The 22,197-nt window shown below is 28.4% G+C and carries 17 protein-coding genes, 2 tRNA genes and 1 other RNA gene; 9 read left to right on the top strand and 11 right to left on the bottom strand.

Going from position 1 to position 22,197, the window contains the following annotated elements; translation table 4 throughout:
• Nucleotides 1–33 precede the first annotated feature (33 nt).
• Nucleotides 34–1,968: a DUF262 domain-containing protein gene (locus ACM0L0_RS02775; RefSeq protein ID WP_416738458.1), complete on the top strand. Its 1,935-nt coding sequence runs from the start codon at nucleotides 34–36 to the stop codon at nucleotides 1,966–1,968.
• A gap of 280 nt (nucleotides 1,969–2,248) precedes the next feature.
• On the opposite strand, the gene ACM0L0_RS02770 is transcribed toward ACM0L0_RS02775, so the two are convergent.
• Nucleotides 2,249–2,683 carry a hypothetical protein gene (locus ACM0L0_RS02770; RefSeq protein WP_416738457.1) on the bottom strand — a complete coding sequence of 145 codons (435 nt, stop codon included), beginning with the start codon at nucleotides 2,681–2,683 and terminating at the stop codon, nucleotides 2,249–2,251.
• Entirely contained in the window at nucleotides 2,673–4,094 is a 1,422-nt protein-coding gene (gene gltX / locus ACM0L0_RS02765) for a glutamate--tRNA ligase (protein ID WP_416738456.1), read from the bottom strand. The genes ACM0L0_RS02770 and gltX overlap by 11 nt, the downstream gene beginning before the upstream one ends.
• Nucleotides 4,095–4,340: 246 nt before the next feature.
• Here gltX and ACM0L0_RS02760 point away from each other — a divergent pair, with 246 nt between their 5' ends.
• From ACM0L0_RS02760 to ACM0L0_RS02740, 5 genes are all read left to right on the top strand, one after another.
• Complete coding sequence (locus ACM0L0_RS02760; RefSeq protein WP_416738455.1) at nucleotides 4,341–4,478, top strand: hypothetical protein; 138 nt, start codon at nucleotides 4,341–4,343, stop codon at nucleotides 4,476–4,478.
• Nucleotides 4,479–4,502: 24 nt separating this feature from the next.
• The gene (locus ACM0L0_RS02755; protein WP_416738454.1) at nucleotides 4,503–5,066 is read left to right on the top strand and encodes a hypothetical protein; all 564 of its coding nucleotides are present in this window, start codon (nucleotides 4,503–4,505) and stop codon (nucleotides 5,064–5,066) included.
• Between the two features lies 1 nt (nucleotide 5,067).
• Complete coding sequence (locus ACM0L0_RS02750) at nucleotides 5,068–5,520, top strand: hypothetical protein (protein WP_416738453.1); 453 nt, start codon at nucleotides 5,068–5,070, stop codon at nucleotides 5,518–5,520.
• Nucleotides 5,521–5,998: 478 nt separating this feature from the next.
• A tRNA-Lys gene (locus tag ACM0L0_RS02745) sits at nucleotides 5,999–6,074 on the top strand.
• Between the two features lie 157 nt (nucleotides 6,075–6,231).
• Nucleotides 6,232–7,743 carry a YitT family protein gene (locus ACM0L0_RS02740; RefSeq protein ID WP_416738452.1) on the top strand — a complete coding sequence of 504 codons (1,512 nt, stop codon included), beginning with the start codon at nucleotides 6,232–6,234 and terminating at the stop codon, nucleotides 7,741–7,743.
• A gap of 183 nt (nucleotides 7,744–7,926) precedes the next feature.
• Here ACM0L0_RS02740 and ACM0L0_RS02735 read toward each other — a convergent pair.
• The 4 genes from ACM0L0_RS02735 to ACM0L0_RS02720 all read right to left on the bottom strand — a co-directional run bounded on the left by ACM0L0_RS02735 (nucleotide 7,927) and on the right by ACM0L0_RS02720 (nucleotide 10,945).
• A tRNA-Thr gene (locus tag ACM0L0_RS02735) sits at nucleotides 7,927–8,001 on the bottom strand.
• Nucleotide 8,002: 1 nt separating this feature from the next.
• Nucleotides 8,003–8,375: a transfer-messenger RNA gene (gene ssrA / locus ACM0L0_RS02730) on the bottom strand.
• Nucleotides 8,376–8,390: 15 nt separating this feature from the next.
• On the bottom strand, nucleotides 8,391–8,825 hold the full coding sequence (gene smpB, locus ACM0L0_RS02725) for an SsrA-binding protein (RefSeq protein ID WP_416738451.1): 435 nt from the start codon (nucleotides 8,823–8,825) through the stop codon (nucleotides 8,391–8,393).
• Between the two features lie 53 nt (nucleotides 8,826–8,878).
• Nucleotides 8,879–10,945, bottom strand: a complete 2,067-nt coding sequence (locus ACM0L0_RS02720; RefSeq protein WP_416738450.1) for a GmrSD restriction endonuclease domain-containing protein — start codon at nucleotides 10,943–10,945, stop codon at nucleotides 8,879–8,881.
• A 254-nt stretch (nucleotides 10,946–11,199) separates the two neighbouring features.
• On the opposite strand from ACM0L0_RS02720, the gene ACM0L0_RS02715 reads away from it, so the two are divergent.
• Both ACM0L0_RS02715 and ACM0L0_RS02710 read left to right on the top strand, forming a co-directional pair.
• Nucleotides 11,200–13,689, top strand: a complete 2,490-nt coding sequence (locus ACM0L0_RS02715) for a valine--tRNA ligase (RefSeq protein ID WP_416738449.1) — start codon at nucleotides 11,200–11,202, stop codon at nucleotides 13,687–13,689.
• Nucleotides 13,677–14,507: a bifunctional 5,10-methylenetetrahydrofolate dehydrogenase/5,10-methenyltetrahydrofolate cyclohydrolase gene (locus ACM0L0_RS02710; protein ID WP_416738448.1), complete on the top strand. Its 831-nt coding sequence runs from the start codon at nucleotides 13,677–13,679 to the stop codon at nucleotides 14,505–14,507. Before ACM0L0_RS02715 ends, ACM0L0_RS02710 begins: the two co-directional genes overlap by 13 nt.
• A 99-nt stretch (nucleotides 14,508–14,606) precedes the next feature.
• Here the strand turns inward: ACM0L0_RS02710 and gyrB are convergent, their stop codons facing one another.
• From gyrB to argS, 5 genes are all read right to left on the bottom strand, one after another.
• Nucleotides 14,607–16,559, bottom strand: a complete 1,953-nt coding sequence (gene gyrB, locus ACM0L0_RS02705; RefSeq protein ID WP_416738447.1) for a DNA topoisomerase (ATP-hydrolyzing) subunit B — start codon at nucleotides 16,557–16,559, stop codon at nucleotides 14,607–14,609.
• A 137-nt stretch (nucleotides 16,560–16,696) separates the two neighbouring features.
• A complete protein-coding gene (locus ACM0L0_RS02700) occupies nucleotides 16,697–17,920 on the bottom strand; it encodes a thermonuclease family protein (RefSeq protein WP_416738446.1) in 1,224 nt (407 codons plus the stop codon).
• 43 nt (nucleotides 17,921–17,963) lie between these two features.
• Nucleotides 17,964–18,830 (bottom strand): class II fructose-1,6-bisphosphate aldolase, encoded by an 867-nt coding sequence (fba, locus tag ACM0L0_RS02695; RefSeq protein WP_416738445.1) that lies wholly within the window; start codon nucleotides 18,828–18,830, stop codon nucleotides 17,964–17,966.
• 9 nt (nucleotides 18,831–18,839) lie between these two features.
• Nucleotides 18,840–19,100 (bottom strand): DNA-directed RNA polymerase subunit delta, encoded by a 261-nt coding sequence (gene rpoE, locus ACM0L0_RS02690; protein WP_416738444.1) that lies wholly within the window; start codon nucleotides 19,098–19,100, stop codon nucleotides 18,840–18,842.
• A gap of 44 nt (nucleotides 19,101–19,144) precedes the next feature.
• Nucleotides 19,145–20,806 carry an arginine--tRNA ligase gene (gene argS / locus ACM0L0_RS02685; protein WP_416738443.1) on the bottom strand — a complete coding sequence of 554 codons (1,662 nt, stop codon included), beginning with the start codon at nucleotides 20,804–20,806 and terminating at the stop codon, nucleotides 19,145–19,147.
• A 161-nt stretch (nucleotides 20,807–20,967) separates the two neighbouring features.
• Between argS and ACM0L0_RS02680 the strand changes: the two genes are divergently transcribed.
• Nucleotides 20,968–22,197, top strand: coding sequence for a class I tRNA ligase family protein (locus ACM0L0_RS02680; RefSeq protein ID WP_416738442.1), 1,230 nt, complete (start codon nucleotides 20,968–20,970; stop codon nucleotides 22,195–22,197).

Here is a 22,197-nt window from a genome sequence, read left to right as displayed (position 1 = left end):
AAGTTAATAATATGTTTAGACAATAGTAAATAAATGAATAATAGTAAGTTTGACGTTCATGCAGAATCGGTAAAAGAAATTTTTACTGATAAATCTTATATAGTGCCATCATATCAAAGAGCCTATGTATGAGGAAAAAAAGAAATTATTGAATTACTAGAGGATCTGGAAAATTTTTTTATCCAGTCATATGATGAAATTAGTGAAAATAAAATTAATGATGATTATTTTATAGGATCAATAATTTTATGTCCAGTTGCAGAAAAAAATAAAAAATATTACATTTTAGATGGGCAACAAAGATTAACAACACTTTTATTAATCTGAATTTGTCTGATAAACTTAATTGTAGAGTCGGGATTTGGAAATAACCCTGAATATAATTTTGAAAAGCTTCTAAGTGATGATATACCTTATATAGAGGATATCAGAGGGGCTAGAAAAACTGCTAATGATATAATTCCAAGAATTAAATTTGAAACTAGAGGTGAAGTTAATGCACTTTTAGTTAAATTAATAAATTATGCACAAAAAGGCAAAATCAACGAATTTTTATCAGACTCTGATATAAAATTCTTGATTAAATCTGAAACTACTGCAAATACAATTTATAATGCAGTGAAATATATACAAGTATATATTAAACAAAATAAAGAAAAATTTAATCATAATAGTATTTACAGCAATCCTGATAAGCTATTTACATATATGTGGGATCTATTTAAGGATCATATTTCATTTGCTCGGATTTACACAGGCACATTAAATGATGCCTATAAATTATTTACAATAATTAATAATCGTGGAGCAAAATTATCTAATTCAGATATTATTAAAACAATTAACTTACAAGCTATTTCTATCAATGGAGATGAAATCCAAGCTCAGTTATATGCAAAAAAATGGGAAGATATAGAAAATTATTTTGAAAGTGATGAATCTAAAACATCTAATCTAAATTTAGATTTATTCCTTGAATTAATTAAAAGTATTTATGTTAAAGATTCAGGTCAAAAATCACTATATGCTTGATATGAAGAAGACATTTTCAAAATTAAAAATAGAAAAGAGGGAAAACCTTTAATCAATGTTGGAAAAGAATTTATTGATAAAATGGTTAAATTCTTCAAAATCTACAAGACATATATTGAGTTGGAAAATAGCCAATTTCAAGCTAAAGATATTGAATATCAAAATACAATAAAGATAATGAATAAATATATTAATGATAGTATTTGAAAATCTGCTGTCTTAATGTATATGGATAAGTTTGAAGAAGAAATTAATGATTCAAAAGAAAACTTAAAAATAGAATTCATTAAACGCTTAGAAAACTACTACACCTTCTTCTGAATTACATTACAATCACGCACAAAAATATTCACACAACTAACTAAGATTTTAAGACTAATTGAAAACGCTACTTCAGCTAAAGAAGTTTTAGAAAGTGATATTTGATATCAAGAATATAATGCTAATGAGTTAAAAGAGGCTCTACAAGGTAATATCTATAAAATGAAGTATCGCACATATATTCTATTTAGATATGAAAAACTTCTTTGTGGCAATAAGTCAATAACTGAATCTAGTGATAAAGTTACAATTGAACACATTTTACCTCAAAAAATGCAAGGTGATTGAAATAAATATTTCACTCCTACTGAGCATGATGAATATTTACATAAAATTGGTAACTTAACCATTTTAGACCTAAAAGATAACTCTAAAAGTTCAAACAATAATATCGAAGATAAAATTAGTTTTATAGAAAAAGAAAATAAAGATTTCTTAATTACTAAACAATTTATTTCATATATCAAACAAAATAGTGAAACAATAACACAGCCAGATGGAAATGTTAAAGAAAAACTTATATGGACACCTGAGCTTATAACAAAACGTAGTGAAAAAATGATCGATGAATTGTTAAATGATTATGAAAAATTTAATAAAAAAGCAAATAATTAATAAAATTGGACTTGACAAATATTTGATATTTAACAGTAAAATTAGAGATGAATTTTCTTATTTAAGAAAGTGCTAACAAGACTTATATTTAAGATTTAATAAGTACCCTACAGGGTACTTATTGAATTATTTGTTTTTAAATACCACTATATCTTTATTTAAAGGCCTTGGCTATAGTGTTAAACATTTCAACTGTAATAGAAAAACCCTTTATTTACAATAAAAAAATCTATGCTTTATTATGGGCATAGATTTTATTTTAAAATTCAAAATGCTTATATTATTCAGAGATTGTTAATGTTAAATCAAAGTAGCTTGCAGGCTCATCGTTGTCTGGGGAGCAAATAAAGTATTTAAATTCATATTTATTTTCTTGTTTAATAAATTCAGAACAATAAGTACGCATATTTAATTCGTGTAATTGCTTTGATTTAGGATCTAAAAATGTTACATTAACTTCACCAAAGGCATTGTGTTTAATTTGAACTGTTGTTTGATTTGTATATACTCAAGCTTCAGAATCATAAATATCAATACGATTTGTTTCGTTATATTTAGGTTCTTTAAAAATTAATTCAACAGCTTGTTCTTCTTCATTTCAATTACGGTTAACTGGTGCATCAAATTCAATTACTTGAATTGCTTCTTCATTAATCTTTTCTTGACCATTTTCTATAAAAACAGGCTTAATAATTGATTTGAAATTAATTTTCATAGTGAGCTAATCTTTCTTTTATTACATCAGCACCAAATAATCAAATAGCTTTTGCTAATTCAGGCCCATGTGATACACATGTGGCTGCTAATCTAATAGGCATGAATAGATTTTTACCTTTAACTCCTAGTTCTTGTTGAGTTTGATTAATTGCTTCTTGAATACTTGCAATAGTAAAAATATTGTTATCTAAGTTTGCTTTTAAATATTTAGTAAATGTAGCAACTGTTTTTTGATCAGCTTCATTAAATTCTTGCTTTTCAAATAATGGTTCCATGTATAAATCTAAATGTGATTTAAGTTCGCTAGTAGTTACTGCACTAGCTTTAAATGTTTCAACAAATGTATCTAGTCAATCAGTATCAAAAGCACTAGCATCTAGGTTCATAAGTTTAATTAGTTTATCATTAGGTTCATTTTTAAGGTATTGTTTTGAGAATCAATCCATCTTAGTGATATCAAATTTAGAAGGGCTTTTTGAAAGTCTTGCAGGATCAAATTTTTCAATAATTTCTGCTTGTGACATAACTTCACTTGCATCTGCAGAAGTTCAACCAAGTAAAGCAAGGAAGTTAAAAATAGCTTCTGGAATATATCCTTCATTACGATAGTCTTCAATAAATTGTTTAGTTTCTAAATCACGTTTAGAAAGTTTTTTACCTTCCATATTTGTAATAATTGTCATGTGTCCAAAAGAAGGTGTATCTCATCCTAAAGCTTGATATAAAGCAAGTTGTTTAGGTGTATTTCCAATGTGTTCTTCTCCACGTAAAATGTGTGTAATTTCCATGTCATGGTCATCTACTACTACAGCAAAGTTGTAAGTAGGATATCCGTCAGATTTAAAGATAACTCAGTCAGCAATTTCATCTGAATTAAAGCTAATTCTATCTCTAACCATATCATCTCAAGCTAATTCAACATTTTTAGGCATAACTAAACGATATGAGAATTCACCAGCAGCATCTCTTTTGGCTTTTTCTGCATCAGAGATCTTTAGCCAGTTTTTATTGTATCTAAAGCTTGGGATTCCTTTTGCATCTGATTCAGCTTTTTGTGCTTCTAGTTCTTCGGTAGTGTCATAAGCTTTATAAGCTAAACCTTTAGCTAATAATTCTTCAAGTACTTCATTATATCTATCAAGTTTTTCACTTTGACGATATTTTCCGTATTTAGGATTTGGTTTAAGTGGGCTTTCATCAGGTACAATTCCTAATCAAGCAAGGTTTAGAAGTTGTGATTCTTCTCCACCTTCTACATTTCTTTTAATATCTGTATCTTCTAATCTGAAAACAAAGTCCCCATTGTAGTGCTTAGCAAATAAGTAACAGAAAAGGGCTGTTCTAGCTCCTCCAATGTGTAAATACCCAGTGGGACTAGGTGCATAACGTGTTCTAACTTTTTTAGTCATATGTTCTCCTTTAAAGTAGTTAAATTATAAATTAATTTAAATATGTGTTATTAAATTTCTTAAGGGTTTATTTCAAGCTTTTAGCAATAATCAAAGTACTTATAATGTAGATAAAATTCTGATGTTATATTAAATAAATTCAACAGAACAAGTGAAAATTTCGACTTTTGTGAAAATTTCCACAAATTAACTCTATTTGTTTTTCTGGTATGTTTAAACTAATATAATTAAAATAGGAGCGATGAAATGACTGACATTGATATAGCAAATAAAGAAATAATTAAAAATAAAAATATTGTTGTTCATGGAAGTTATGCACTAAAAATGCAAAATTTGTTAAACAGAGATTGTAATGATGTTGATTTGTTAATAATCAGTGACTAAGGCATTGTTAAAAATAATCAAATAGTGGATTTTATTGCCGATATTAAGGAATATGGAAAAACACTATTAGATAACTATGCTTATTTTATAGAAATGATTATCTTAGATAATTATCGAAATAATGGTTCATCTTCAAAAAAAGTGTATGAACATATGACCCAATTTAAGGAGATTGATATGACCCATATTAGAAAACAAGAAACTTATATTTTTAAATATTCTCTTATGCTTAGAAGTATGTTTTGAGCAGGTGTAGGAATTAGTGCAGCATTTCTTTGTTTTATTCTTGTATGAGTAATTATGGAAATTACAGGTGCATTTGATAGCAACTCTAAAGCCTTATATGTAATGTTTGGAGCTATTGGAGTGGCAGTAGCTGCATATTTTGCTTTAATCACTGCTTATTTTATTATTGGAGCAATTTCAAGAAGAAATATTGAAACCAAAAAATTAGTCAATATAATTTTTCAAACCAAAACCTCAAAAGCAACAATTATGTACAAAAATCTTCTCAGATGTATGTATCCAATTACATATCGTAGAAAAATTATTGAGTGCTTAGACATAAGTTTTAAAGAAGAGAAATAATATGGAAAATATTAAATATAAATTAAAAAAACCTAACGATCTAGAAATTTATCAAACTGTATATGCTGTATCTAAAGCAAGAAATGTTTCAATTATTTTATATACTTTTTTCTTTACATTATACATATTGCTTTTAATTTTAGGTGAAGTTGCCTTAAAACATAATTCATATGCATATACAGGTTTATATATATTTGAGTGCATAATTGAAACCATTTTTACTTTGCTATTATTAATGTTATATAGACAACCATTTAACAATAAGAAAATAACTTTTTTATCAGATACAGCCCCTTTTACAATGGATGCGATAATTTATTTGTATCTTACAGTTGATAGTTGAATATTTGAAAAATATATGAACTCATTTTTGAGTAGACATTTTGGACGCTCTAAATACTGAAATAGTATTAAATATTACATTTTGCAACATGCTAGTGATGGCGAAAACTAAATAATTTAACTATAAAATAAATTTATTATATTTCTATTTGCACATGCTTTTATATCAATTATTATTTTCTTATTCATCTGTATTCTGGTTTTTGATGGTTATCAAAAAATAACTTGATCTAAAAGAAACACGAATTTAGCTGCATAAGCAAGATATAAATTATAAATTTGTTAAATTTAAATAAAAATAAAACATAGTCACATTTTTTGAAATCTAAAAATGTGGCTTTTGTTTTAGCTCTAAAAAGCTAGGTTTAATCAAATAAAATATAATTAAGTCATATTTAGCTTATATAAAAAGCATTTTTACTTGATACTTTATTAGTTATTATGTTTTTAAAGCAACAAAATAGATTTTAAATATTATTTTGCATTTCAATTATTAAGGCTATAAATTAGTTAAAAAGGCATACTTGCTTGATAATATAAAAAAGAACATTTTTTATTATCACATATAAAAAAAGTTCTATAATAATACTGCATCGTTAGCTCAGTCGGTAGAGCAGCTGGCTCTTAACCAGCGGGTCGCAGGTTCGAACCCTGTACGATGTACCATTTCATCTTTTGATGGCTAAAGTTGAGTCTAGTTACTAAAACTAGACTTTTTAATTAAAATTTTAGTGATATAGGTGCTAAAAAGTAGTAGAATAAAAAGGATATTAGCTGTTGCTAATAATCTTTTTTATTTATTTTTTAAGGAAGGGAGGAAAAAATGAAAAATATCTTTTCTAAGAAAAAAGAAAAATCTCATGACCACGATCTTAATCAAGAGATGCTTAACTTAGTTGAAGGTTACGAACAAAGTGGTGCTGCACACATTCAAAAACGTAACACCCTATATAAAAGAACTAAAATGTCAAATTTTGGGCTTAAATTAAATCGTTTCTATTCACAAATGCCTATGTGAAAAATAGTTACAATCACAATAGTAACAGCTATTTTCTTTGGGGTTATTAGTGTTTTCTTCGTTAAAAACGTTGGTATATATAACTTTGGTTTAGCAGCATTTGGACAATCTGCTGCCAAAATTATTGTTGTTAATTTAACAAGTGAACAAGTTTCTGAACAAGTAAGAAACCTTATTGATCAATTCGTCTTCTGGGTTGCTTATATTATTTTAAGTATTCCAATATTCGTATTTGGATATAAAAAGGTTGGAAAATTATTTACAAACATTACAATTTTATTCCTAGCAGTTTCATCATTAGTATCATTCTCAATCGGATTAATTCCAGGTGCTAATGCTGTTTACATTATTGGGGACTATTCAAACATTAATGTTAAAAACTTCTTATCAGACTACAAAAAGTCATTAAGTAGTATTATTCCTATGCAATGAACAGGGGCAGATGCAGGTAATACTATTGCCTTAATGCTTTACTCAATAGTATATGGATATATGCTTGCTTATATTTTTGCTATTATCCAAATTATTGGTGGTACAGCAGGTGTTACTGGGGTTATTGGTGAATGATATGCAAATGCTAAACAAAAATCATTCGGTGCTATCTCAGGATACATGAACATTATCATTGTCTTTATCGCTGTTGCAATTGGATCATGATTACCAGGTTCATTATTATTACAAGACGCTAAAAACAACATGGATGCAGCTCAAAAAGCATGAAGTGCAAGCCTAGGATCAATTCAAGGTGATGTAACTATTACAAGCGCTGATGCTCTTAAAGAAGCTGTAACCGGTGCTGCAAAAAACATCAATGGAATTAACTTAACAAACTTTAATGAATTTAAAAATATTGACTGAAAAGCTGCATTTAACAATAAATCTGAACTTGTATCTTACTTATCATTAAGCAAAGACTTTGTTGCTGCAAATGAACTATTTAACAAAGCTTGATCATTTGAATTATACTTATCACCAAACTTTGTTGCTACTATTTTAGTTAACGTAGTTTACATTATGATGCTTGATAAGCTATACCCTAAATTTAAACTTGTTCGTGTTCAAATCTTTACAAAGAATGCTGACATGATCAGAAACATTATTAATAATGATAATAAAATTGTTACAGGTATGACTATATTCCCTGCAAAAGGTGGATACAAAGGTGAAGACCTTCAAGTTATTACATCTATCGCATTATTTAGACACGTGCTTCGTATAATTAAAGACGTACGTAAATGTGATGAAAATGCCTTTATTTCAGTATCAGAAATCAAGAGCATTGATGGAAATATCTACTTACCTGAAGATAAATTCTAAAATTATAATAAAAGCTACTTTGACAGTAGCTTTTTTATTTCGACTTATTTCTAGTAATTTATAGATTTCTTTTAAAGATGGCTTATTTATCTGCGTTAAGAAACATAAATTCTCAATTAGCCTCTTTTTAGACTTTAATAATAATTTCAAGTATAAAAAAATCATGCATAGCATGAATACAAATGGTGCCCTTTATGAGAATCGAACTCATGATGGTTGGTTACGAGTCAACTGTTTTACCACTAGAACTAAAAGGGCATGGTGGAGATAAGGGGAATCGAACCCCTGTCCACATTATAAAGGACTTACTACGTCTACAGTTTAGTTTGCTTTTAATAACATCATAAGCCTAAAGCAAACTAAAAGGTTTTATGATGTTTGACAAATTTTCATGCAAGCTTGTCAACCTTTGCACTATCCTCTAACCGACTTATAAAACCGAGGAGCTTTTCATAAGCCACTAGATCGCATTTCTTAAGCGAAAGCTAGATTTGAGTTGTTGTAAGCAAAAACCATTGGGTTGATGCTTGATTCTTTTTTAGCGTTTCCGTTTAAAAAGTCTAGAAGTATTATAGTCTACCAAACTACTGCAATAATAAGGCTCCATAACATGTCGAAACCATTATATCCCCATAAATAAAATTGTATTAAATTAATAAACTTTTAGCAATTTTTTTATTGACTTCTTCTTTAATAATTTTTGCACGTTTATCATATTTTTTAAGTCCACGAGCTAGAGCAATTTCTACTTTCAGGCGTGATTGTTCATTGAAATAAATTTTTAGAGGAATGATAGTTAAACGCAAAGTATCTTCCTTAAAACCAATTTTACGAATTTCACTTTTGTGTAAAAGCAATTTGCGTTCTCTAGTTTCATCGCATTTAACTTGCATATATTGCTTAAAATAAGCTTCCTTTAAATACATTTCACCTTTATAAATTGAACAATAAGCATTAGTGATATCAACACTAGAAGCACGTGCTGATTTAACTTCTCAGCCCATTAGTTCAATCCCAGCTTCAAATTTTTCAATAATTTCATAATCACGAAAAGCTTTTTTATTATTTGCTACTATTTTCATATACCTATTTTACCTTAATATTAATACTAAGTACAAATAAAAACAGCTATTTATTAGCTGTTTTTATCTTTGTTTTTATTAAATGATTGTGCGATTAAATCAAAAGCATAGGCTAAATCAACTTTTTTAGTGTAACTGAATTCTGTTTTTCCAGTATGATTGTGTCCAATATTTGTTACATCTCGACAAATATGCATTGAATCATTTACTTCAGCAATTTTCATATGTAGACCAATAGTAATGCTTGACTTCTTTAGATTGAGTGAAAGAAAAGCACGATCATTAATCTTATATGCTATATATTTCTTGGTTATATGACAACTTACATTTGGATCTAGTGTTTGAACATAATTATTTATTATTTCATACACCTCACGAGATCAAGGGCTTGTTATGAAGTGATCGATATTTGTATAAGAAACCTTTTTTCTTACTATAAAGTCTTCATCTACTTCAGGAAACGTTCAAATTTTAACTGCCTCAGCTGCTAGAAAACTGCTTCTTTTGTCAATCTCTTCTTTATTTCAGACTTGTATATCATTTACTATAAAATATTGATTTAATTTATATGGAGTTAATTTAATTCCACCCTTCATAGTTAATTTCTTTTGGAAAGATTTATTACTCATTTCTGGATTATAGTTAGTTAATGTTAAATTTCCTATTCTATGACAATATTCTTCTTGAATTATGTCATAATTTTCTCCTAGCATATTTTGTCACTCATCAATTAAATTCCCTTGTGGTAAAATATGCTCAATTGTTGCATTGTCAATATTAATAGTGTTTTTATTATCATTTTCTTCTAAAGATTTTAATAAATATCTTTTATTCATATTTTTATATACATTAAAATTTATAAAATCTCTAAGAAATTCTTCATCTCTTGGAAATCTCTCTTTATCCCTTAAACTAAAGAAATATTCGCTTATAGATTCTGAAAATTTATTTAAATTAATATGACTTCATAAAGATGCGAAAATTTTATTTAATCTATTGCTTGGCAAGCTACATACATTTCTTCTTATAATAAAACTAATAGATAATTTTAAAGCTAATATGACATTATCGCTAGTGATTGTTCCTTTTTGATATTCATCAAGCAATTGCATGAAAAATGGGTATGTTATATTGATTTGCAGATCTTTTATACTATTAAAGATATGAGATATTGATTCATTTCCGCTGTATTTTGAAAAATAAATTTGTACATAAATATTAGCTTTATTGTATAAATCCTTACAAATTTCAATATTTTTGTCAAATATATTTAGGCTATAAAAATAATTTTTAAATTCATCATATAAATTATTTTTATTTGGAATATTTTTTGTTTGCATAGTGAGGTAATCACGAATAAAATTATCTGCAGCAGTGTTATCTAGGATGCCATCAATAGTAAATAATTTTTCTAACTTTTCTCAATAGTTCTCGTAGATTTCATCTTGTTTATTATATGGTAGATTCATAATAAGGAAATTTCTTATTAAATCTAAAGCTGTAAGTACTTCTCCTGTCGAGTTCAATGATTCAAAAATATCTTGAGCATCACAATTATCTTTTTCTAAAATGATTGGAACTAATCATAGTTTGCTTAGAACTTCAAATAATTCGCTCATTGAAATATTAGAAATCATAATTTGATCTTTAAAATATCTATAAGCATCAATTATTAAAGATTTTTTATTTTTAAAAGGAGTTCCTTCAATTAAATATTTTAGTGTATCTTGATCATTTTTCTTTGATTCAATACGATTATAAGTCTTTCCTTCACTTGAGATAGTTAAATATTGCTTTTGAATTTGCTCAGCTTCTTCTTGTTGATTACTTTCTAAATAGCAATCTCTTAAAGCAATAAGGAAAATAATTAGTGTAGTTAATCTTTGTTGTCCGTCAATAATAACAAATTTATTGATTTCATTTGGTAATGGAGTTTCAGCAACTGCAACCATTGCACCAATAAAATAGTCCTTTTTATTAAATTTGTGTATTTTAAGAATATCATTTCACAGTCTTGTTAATTGCTTATTGCCTCAACTATAAGGTCTTTGATATATAGGAATAATATATTTATCATTTCCTGATAATATTTTTAATACATTTCTTTTATCTGTTTTCATAATTGTTACCAGTTATTATTATATCTTTATCTAATTTAATTTGAAACTAAAATTACCATATTAGAGTAAAACAAAATCTTATTGTAATTTCTAAAAAGATTATTTTAAAGCTTCTATATAGGAGTAAAAATTTTAAAGAAAAAATTTTGATTTTTTGTATTTAAAAATGTATAATAGTGCCCTTTTTTGCAAAATACTATATAATTATATTAAGTATATTTAACATATAAATTTTTAATAAAATTAGGAGCAAAATGGACAAATCATATAACCATAAACTAGTTGAAGCTGGCATCGATAATAAATGGCAAGCAAAAAAATATTTTCAAACTCATGATGAGGCAAAAAGACCTTTTACAATCTTATTACCACCTCCTAATGTTACAGGTAAATTACACTTAGGGCATGCACTTGATGTATATATTCCTGACACCATTATCCGTTATAAGAAGCTAAATGGTTTTGATGTATTATGATTACCTGGAATGGATCATGCAGGTATTGCAACTCAATCAAAAGTAGAAGATGAAATTTATAAAAAAGAAGGACTAAATCGTCATGATTTAGGACGCGATGAATTTATTAGACGTGTATGAGAATGAAAACACGAATATGCAAATTTATTTAGAAAGCAATGATCTACAATTGGACTTGCTTTAGATTATTCAAATGAACGCTTTACATTAGATGAAAAAGCAAATGAGGCAGTGTCAAAAGTGTTTGTTGATTTATATAACAAAGGATTTATTTACAAAGGTGTTAAAGCAATTAACTGAGATGTTAAGTTGCAAACAGCTTTATCTAATATTGAAGTAAATAATGAACCTACAGAACAAAAAATGTACTACATTAAATATCCAATTGAAAATTCAAATGAATATTTAGTAATTGCTACAGTTAGAACTGAAACATTGCTTAGTGATGTGGCTGTAGTTTATAACCCTGAAGATACTCGTTATCAACATCTTGCTGGTAAATATGTAATTCACCCAGTAACAGGTAAACGTTTACCAATTATTGCTGATAACTACGTTGAAATAGGATTTGGTTCAGGACTTATGAAACTAAGTGCTCATGCAGAAGCAGATATTGAAATTATGCAAAAACTTGGTTTTGAAATTCTTGAAACTATTGATAAAGCTGGTCACATTAATTATCCAGAAAATGAATTATTCCACGGAATGGAACGTTTTGCAGCTCGTGAAGCAATAGGAAACTATTTAGCCCAACATAATTTACTTGAAAAAATAGAAACCACAATTTCAAACGTAGGTATTTCTGATAGATCAAAAACTCCTGTTGAAATCTTAGTTCTACCTCAATGATTTGTCAAAATGGATCACTTTAGAGATTTAATCTTAAATGATTTAGACTCTGGTAAAGGTGTTGAATTCTTCCCTAAACGTTTTGAAAATACAATGAGACAATGAATGGAAAATGTTTATGATTGAACCATTTCAAGACAATTATGATGAGGTCACAGAATTCCTGCTTGATATGATCAATCTGGTAATATGAAGGTTCAAGTCACATCACCAGGTGAAGGTTGAATTCAAGATCCAGATGTTCTAGATACATGATTCTCTTCTGGTCTTGCTCCATTTGTCTTTTTAGGATGACCACAAAATGATAAGTTAGTTAAAAGATATTATCCAACTTCATTACTTGTAACTGGATACGATATTATCTTTTTCTGAGTTGCTAGAATGTACTTTTTTGGCCTTGAATTTATGGGACAAAAACCTTTTGAGGAACTATTGCTCCATGGATTAATTCGTGATGCTCAAGGTAGAAAAATGTCTAAATCATTAAACAATGGAGTTGATCCTATGGATATGGTAGATAAATATGGATCAGATGCTTTAAGATGATTCTTAATTACAAATACTACTCCAGGGCTAGATATTAAGTTTAGTGATGAAAAAGTTGAAGCAGCTTGAAGAGTTAATAATAAACTTTGAAACATAGCTAAATACATTTCAGACTTACCTGAAAATGACACTCAAGAAACTGATGCTGATAAATGGATTATGGAAAAATTAGCTTATTTAGAAACTAAGATTAATAATCACATTAAGAATTATGATTTTGCAGTGCTTGGCACTGAAATTTATCGTTACTTATTTAACGATCTTTCAGGATGATATGTTGAATTTTTAAAAACAGCATACTCAAAACAATCAGCAATGGAAGTCTTAAGAAAAAGTTTAATCATCTTACACCCATTTTTACCATTTATAACAGATAGACTATATAGTGAAATCTTTAATGCAGAATTGCTTGAACAAAGTTGGCCAACATTTGAACTTGCTTCACAAGCTTCATATATCAATGATGTTATTGATGTGGTTACTGAAATTAGAAAATATCGTGAAGAAAACAACATATCTAAAAAAGAAGTTATTTTATATAGCTTAGTTACTGAATTAAATGACAATGCAATTGCAATGATTAACAAAATGGCTTATGCTCAAGTTGAAAAAAATGTTGATTATATGATTGCATTAGAAAACAATACTTTATACATTAAACAATCTGATGAAACAAAAGCAAGAAATAAAGAAATGCTTATTGAGAAAATAGCCTTTGTTAAAAGCGAAATAGCTCGTGCTCAAGGCATTTTAAGCAATGAAAAATTTGTTGCGAAAGCACCTAGGGATAAAGTTGAAGCTGAAGAAAATAAATTAAAGAAATATACAGAAGAACTAGAAAAATACGAAGAGGAGCTAAGATGCAAATATTAAGTGGAAAAGAATTGGCAAAAAATGAATTAGCAAAATTAAGACAAGAGTTAATTGATTTAAATTTACCTAGAGCTCTAACAATGGCAATTATCCAAGTTGGAGATAATGAAGCTTCAAATAAATACATCAAACATAAGTTAAAGGTTGCAGAAGGTTTAGGAATTGAAGCAACTTTATATAAGTTTCCTGAAGATATTAGTCAAGATCGTTTACTTAAGAAAATGGATCGTATTAATGAAAAACATGATGGAATTATTGTGCAATTACCATTGCCAAAACATTTACCTACACAAGTAATTTTAGATGCTGTTCCATATGATAAAGATATTGATGGTTTAACTAGCAAAAATGAATTCAGATTATATAATGATCAACCAGAAAAACACTTTGTGCCAGCTACTGCACGTGGTGTATTAGATTTAATGGAACACTACAACATAGATGTAAAAGATAAAAAAGTTTGTGTTGTAGGACGTTCACATGTAGTGGGAAAACCATTAGCACACATTATTAAACGTATGGGTGCTACAGTAGCAACTTATAATGAAGAAACTGGTATTAAAGGTATTGAATCAGGTGATATTGTTATAGTTGCTATTGGGGTGGCTAAATACATTAAGGCTAAAAATCTTAAAGATGGTGCTATTGTTATTGATGTAGGAACAAATCTAGATGATAGATTAACTACAGAATTATGCGGTGATGTAGACTTTGAAGATGTTAAAGACAAAGTTGCAGCAATTACTCCAGTTCCGGGTGGAGTTGGACCTATGACAGTAGTTTCATTAATGAAAAATTTAGTTGATATTATTAGATAGAAAGTGCATTAGCACTTTTTTATTTAAACTATAAAGCAACTAATTATAAATGATAATAAAAAACCCAGAGCTATGAACTCTGAGCTTTTTTATTTCTTATTATAAGTCAATATTTTTAACATATTTAGCATTAGTTTGAATGAATTCACGTCTTGGTTCAACACGTTCACCCATTAATGTTTCAAAGACTTGATCTGCTTTATAGGCATCTTCAATTTGAACTTGAAGCATTTTTCTGTTTTCAGGATCCATAGTTGTTTCTCATAATTGTTCAGGGTCCATTTCTCCAAGCCCTTTGTAACGTTGAATAGTAATCTTTGTATTTGGATTTAAATCAGCTAAAATAGCATCTTTTTGTGCATCATTGAAGGCATATCCAACAAATTTATTTTGTTGAATTTTATAAAGTGGTGGTTGAGCAATATAAATAAATCCATGCTCGATTAATGGTTTGAAATATCTGTAGAAGAAAGTTAATAATAAAGTTCTAATGTGGGCACCATCAACGTCGGCATCTGTCATAATCACAATCTTATGATATCTTAGTTTATTGATATTAAAGTTATCTCCAAGCCCTGTTCCAAGTGCTGTAATTAATGAAAGAATTTCTTCATTTGCAAGCACTTTTTCTTGACGAGATTTTTCCACATTAATAATTTTCCCTCTTAAAGGTAAAATAGCTTGAGTTTTTCTATCTCTTCCCATTTTGGCACTACCACCAGCTGAGTTCCCTTCGACTATATAAAGCTCTGAGATTTCAGCATTTTTTGAAGTACAGTCAGATAATTTACCTGGAAGTCCACCACTTTCAAAAACATTTTTACGTCTAGCGTTTTCTCTTGCTGCATTTGAGGCTAAACGACCTTTTCTAGCTGTTGTAGCAATTTCAATAATTTTCTTAGCTAAGTCAGGGTTTTCATTTAAAAAACGCTCTAAAATAGGACTAAATACTTTATTAACTGCTTGTCTTGCATCTTTTGATCCAAGTTTCCCTTTAGTTTGACCTTCGAATTCAGGATCAGGGTGTTTAATTGAAATAACTGCAGTGACACCTTCAAGTAAATCATCACGAGTAAATTTTTCAGCATCAGTCTTAATAATTCCATGTTCAATTGCATAATTGTTAATAAGTCTCATTAATGAGTCATAGAATCCAGAAACGTGGCTTCCACCTTCGTGAGTTGAGATGTTGTTTGTATATGAAATCACATTACCACGGTATAAGTCAGCAAGATATTGCATTGCTACTTCAACTCCGATAACAACGTCTTCATCTTTATTATTTTTTGCTGTGTATTCACCTTCAGCATAAATTACTGGCGTTACAGGCTTATAACCTTCATTTAACTCATTTACGTAGTCAATAATACCATTGTCATATTGAAATTCCACTTGTGTATTATCACGTAAATCAGTTACTGAAACATAAAGCCCTTTGTTTAAGTGTGCAATTTGTTTAGCATGGTCAATAATTAATTCCTTATCAAAAGGAAGTTCTTCCATAACTAAGTAATCTGGGTGGAATTGAATTTTTGTTCCAGTTTCATTTGTGTTGCATTCACCTATGATGTGAGTTGATTGAATAGTTTTTCCACCATTTGCAAATTCAGCAAAATAGATATTTCCATTTCTCTTAACTCATGCCTTGAATGAATCACTTAAGGCATTTACAACAGAGGCACCAACCCCGTGAAGTCCACCAGAAACTTTATAAGCGTTAGATTCAAACTTACCACCAGCATTTAGTTTTGTTAAAACAACTTCTAGTGCAGAAATTTTAAATCTTTCATGCGTATCAACTGGAATACCACGCCCATTATCTTCAACAATAATAGAGTTATCAGAATTAATTGTAATATCAATTCTAGTAGCAAATCCAGCCATACATTCATCAACTGAGTTATCGACGATTTCTCAAACTAAGTGGTGAAGACCAGATTTTGAAGTAGAACCAATATACATTCCGGGTCTTTTTCTAACGTGTTCAAGTCCTTCTAGAAATTGTATATTACTTGCATTATAGTTATTTTGTTGTTGGTTTTGTTCTGCCATTTTAGCTCCAATTCTAATAAATATTTATATTTATTAGAATTATACCTAAATTTCAACTTTTTCCAAATTTCGCTTATTTTGTCTCTTGAACAAATAAGCCTATATGGTAGATAAAAAAATAGCAAAAATGCTATCTTTTATTTAACATGAAAAACATCATTGATGTTTTCAGCTCAAAATCCTTTTTTCTCACTTTGAGCTTGATTTTGTACCTTAACTATATATTTGTAATATTCTTTTTCAAGCTGCGTTTTTGTGTAAAAAATACTTTTCTTATTTTGATCATCTATATATCAAACACGTGCTAATCCATCTTGCACTTGTCTAACACCAAATTCAGTAGCAAAATCCTTAATTGAATTGGAGAATAAGAAAGTAACCCATCTGCCATAAGGATCAATACCTGTCTTATGGATATAAAATACTCAGTTTTCTTCATTTAAAATTTTAATTAAATTATGTTTAGCTTTTTGAGCGTATTCATTTTCTAAAGGCGCTAATTTGCTATCTTTTTCAGGTTTATTTTTAAATGTTTCAGGTGTATCAATTCCTCTAAAACGTAGGCCTAAAATTTTTCCTAAGTTTTCTTGATGTTTTGCTTCTTTAACAACTAATGGTTCAGATACGCTACTAATGTCTTGGCCATCATTTGGCTGTCCTAAGAAAATATTATAAATAGTATCGCCATCTGCTACACTGTTTTCAAGTAGAACTACATAATCTTTTGGTAAATTCTCTTTCATAAAAAATTTATATTGGTTTATAGCATCATTGTATAGTTGATTAAAATCTTCAGCTGTTTTATTAAGCACAAAATTAAATCTTTTGTCAGCATATTGTTTTTGGATTTCTTGAATAAAATTTTGATATTTTTGCTTACTTGCATCAAGCTTTAAGTCATTATTTAAAATAAAGTTTGATTTTTTAACAATATTATCCAAAGAATGATTAAAGTTCATTCATGCTTCTTTAATTTTAAGATCAAGCGTATTTTCATTTGAAAATACCTTGCTCATAGCTTTAAAGTTAGTTTCCTGTCCTGTGATAAATTCTATAGATTGTGCTTTATTTTGTCCACTATTGTGTGCTAATGCATCAATTTGTTCTACAGAGTGATTAAGATAATCTAATAATGGTTTATATTGAACAATTTCATTATGAGAAAGCAAGTTTGTTCTAGCATATTGAATTGTTTCATTGCTTAGTTGTTTAATTTGATCATTGTTGTTATCTTCTTTACTTGGGGGTATTACAACTGTATCATTATTTGTTTGTGAATGATTGCATTGAGTTGCAACAATAGGCAAGATTCCTAAAGAAACAGCACCAAGTGATAATAGTAATTTCTTAAATTGTTTCATACTTTAATTTTATAGTTTTTCATTAGAAGCAAAAGAAAAAGGCCTAAGCCTTATCTTGTGATCCAAATTCTAAAACTTTTTCTTTAATTACCTTGCACATAGCATCGTAACCAGGTTTATAAAGTTTTCTAGGATCATAATTTTTTCCTTCAAGATCTTTATTTGCAAGAATAAATTCTCTAATTGCTGTGTGGTTAGCAAGTTGAAGTTCTGTATTAACATTAATTTTAGTTACTCCTAGTGAGATTGCTTGAGCAATTTGATCTTTTGGAATTCCACTACCACCATGAAGCACTATTCCAATTCCGGTTTCAGTAGCAAGCTCAGTTAGCACTTCAAAATTAAGTCCTTTTCAATCTTTTGGATAGATTCCATGAATATTTCCAATTCCTGCTGCTAATACTGTAATTCCTTGTCTACTTAGCGCAACAGCTTCTTTTACATTTGCAATTTCACCAGCTCCAATCACACCATCTTCTTCCCCACCAATTGAACCAACTTCGGCTTCAACTGACATATTGCGACTTGCAGCTAGGAACACAAGTTCTTGTGTTAATTCTTTATTTTCTTGAAAAGGTAAATGTGAACCATCAAACATAATAGAAGTGAAAGCTTCTGATTTAATAGCTTCTACACAGCCTTCAAATGATCCGTGGTCTAAATGTAAGGCAACAGGAATTGATATTTTAAAATCTTTTATCATTCCAAGTACCATACCTGAGACAGTTTCAAATCCACCCATGTATTTTAGAGCACCTTCTGAAACTCCTAAAATAACTGGTGATTTTAATTCTTCACATGTAAGTAAGATTGCTTTAGTTCACTCTAAATTATTAATGTTAAAGTGAGGAACAGCATATTTACCTTTTTTTGCTTTTTTAAGCATGTCTTTTGCATTTACTAAAGCCATATTTACCTACTAAAATCCGGTGTTTTTACCTTGTCATTTATCGTTAGCTGTTCTTTGAAATCTCTTATCAACAGTTAAAAGACGATGTAATTCACCCATCTTTGTTTCTCTAACTTTTTCATAAGGTTTTTCTTCAGTAACGAAGCGTTCTTCTCAATCTGATTTTAATTCGTTTTCTACAGTATCAAAGATTTCGAAAAATGTAAATTCTGCTGTAGGATTAGAATTTACTTTATTAATTGCGATTTCTAACATTGTTCTTTTTGACATAATTATCCCCTTAAGTATTTTAATTATACTTGATTATTTTGTTATTACATTGATTTAGGAGCTGAAACACCAATAAGTTTAAGTCCTAATTCTAAAACTATTTGGACAGCTTGAACTAAATAAGCATATGTGCTTTCGTCTTGATGATTTAATAGTTTAGTTTCTGCATAAAAACTATTAAATAATTTAGCTAAGTTAATTAAGTATTGAGTCATTAAGTTAACTTTTGTAGTTGAAATAATAGTTTTGATTAATTCATCAAAGTTATCTAATTCAACTATAACTTTTTTAGCTTTGTCTGTGAATTCAATATTTTTGTTAATTGCATCTAAATTTAGACGTTCTAAAAGTGAAACTGCTCTAGAATGAGCATATTGAACGATAAAGACAGGGTTTTTTGAATCCTGTGAGTTTGCAAAATCAATATCAAAATCAAATTTATTATTGATTTCTCTAGTTAACATCATAAATCTAATAGCATCTGTTGAAGAAACATCCATCAGATCAGCTAATGTCACACTAGTTCCTGCACGTTTAGACATTTTAAATTCTTGACCATCTTTGATTAATCTAACTAATTGAATGGTTAAAATGTTTAAATTATCAGGATTAAATCCTAAATATTGCATAGCTATTTTCATTCTTTGTATATATCCTGAGTGATCAGCACCAAAAATGTTAATTAGGTTTGAACATTTATTAAATTTAATTTGGTGATAAGCAATATCAGGTAGGAAATATGTATAGTCCCCATTTGATTTTACTAATACACGATCTTTATCATCTCCTAAAGCTTCAGTTTTTAAGAATAAAGCCCCATCTTGTAGATATGTAGCATTTTTGAATTTTAAATCTGCTAATGTTTTTTCAATAGCGCCTGATTGTTTGATTGCTTTTTCACTTGAGAAAGTATTAAATGTAACATTAAATTTAGCTAAGTCATCTTTAATTTTTTCAAGCATGATTGCAGTTGCAATAGTAGCAAGTTTTTCACGTTTTGCAGCATCAAGTTCAATAAAGAAATCTCCATATTGATTCTTGATTTGTTGTGCACCTCAAATAATATCACTTCCTCTGTAACAATCTTCTGGCATAGGGTGAGCAATATTGAATAGTTCACAATATCTAACTCAAATTGAATCTGTTAAAACATTGATTTGATTTCCTGCATCATTAACATAATATTCAGCTTCAACATTATATCCTGCATGTCTTAATACTCTAACTAATGAGTCTCCGAATGCAGCACCTCTAGCATGACCCACATGTAAGAAACCTGTTGGGTTAGCTGAAACAAATTCAACATTAAGTTTTTCATCTTTAATATAGTTCCCACCAAAGTTATCTTTTTGTTCAATAACTTGTTCGATAGTTTGGATAAAAGTTTGATCTGCTAAAACAATATTTAAAAATCCAGGGCGAGCTACATCAATTTGCTTAAATAATGAATCTTTAGCTAAGATTTGAGCAATTTTTTCAGCAACTATTAGTGGATTTTTTTCAATTGCATATTGCTTAATAATGAAGGCAACATTAGTTGAAAAATCATATTGTATTTGATCTGTGTTTAAATTTTCAGGTACATTAGGTTGTACAACATTAAAATTTAAATCTTCAATTTGCAATTCAGAATTTAAAAACTTTTCATTTTGCAGTTGTATTAAAGCTTGATTTATTGCAAGCTTCACATTTTGTTTTAATGACATCATACTCCTTAAATATAGGTAAATTAATAATTTTTTATATTATATAAAATTATTAATTTTGTATAGTTTGAAACATTAAAATTTTTATATCTGATATATAGCTTTTTTCAAGTGTAAAAATGTAAATATAATATAATTACATAAATTAAAAAGGAGAATAAATGATTAAAGTTTATACATGTGGACCAACTGTTTATAATGATGTGCATATAGGTAATTTAAGACCTATTTTAACAATGGATCTAATTTTAAAAGCACATAGAGCTCTAGGACACGATTTTAATTTTGTGCATAATATTACAGACATTGATGACAAAATTATTAATAAAGCAATCGAAACAAATCAAAGTGAAAATCAAGTTGCAAGATTTTATGCTGACAAATATTTAGATATTCTAAACAAATTTCATGTTGACACAATTTCTCACTTAGAATATGTCACTGAAAATATAAATTTAATTACTGATTTTATACAAAAATTAATAGACTTAAAAGCTGCATACCAAGACAGTGAAGGAAATGTTTGATTTGATGTGTTAAAATATCAAAATGCCTATGGTACAGTTTCAAACCAAAAAATTGAAAACATGAAATCTGAAGAAAATGAATATAGTAATTTCAAAAAATCTCCATTTGATTTTGCTTTATGAAAGAAAACAAAAGTTGGAATAGTTTATGATTCGCCTTTTGGAAAGGGCAGACCAGGATGACATACTGAGTGTGCTGTGCTTATTTATAAACATTTTAATCAAGAAGGTGTTGATATTCACAGTGGGGGAATGGATTTAACTTTTCCACACCATGAAAACGAAAATATTCAGTTTGTTGCAGCCACTGGAAATGTTATTGCTCAAAATTGACTTAGAACAGGGCAAATTAATTTAAATGGTATGAAAATGTCTAAATCACTTCAAAATGTAATTCTACCAAAAGACTTTTTACAGACTTATAGTCCAGATGTTTTAAAAACTATTTTCCTTCAAAATGGTTTTACTAGTGAAATAAATATTGATGATAATACACTTGAATCAGTAACAGCTTTTATCAACAAAATTAAACGTATTTATTTTAATGCATATTTAGAAAAAGTTGATGAAAATACCTATGACAAAGAGCTATTTGAAATTGCGATGCAAGCAATTGCTAACTTAAGATTCTCTGATTTTAATAAATTAGTCAACGATTTTATCAAGCAAGCAAATAAAACTAAGGAAAGTAAATATTTAGCTACTATAATTAAAATTTTTAATATTTTACAATACGAATTTAATTCAATTGATTTTGAAAAATTTGCTGCTATCTATCACCAATGAAAAGAATTAATTGCAAAAAAAGATTATGCTGCAGCTGATAATTTAAGAGAAATCTTAATGAAGAATAATTTAATATAA

Source organism: Mycoplasma razini, assembly GCF_048076865.1.
In the GTDB taxonomy this organism is placed as follows: domain Bacteria; phylum Bacillota_I; class Bacilli_A; order Mycoplasmatales; family Metamycoplasmataceae; genus Mycoplasmopsis.
Note: the sequence above shows the minus strand (reverse complement) of the source record. Positions and strands in the feature narration are given on the sequence as shown.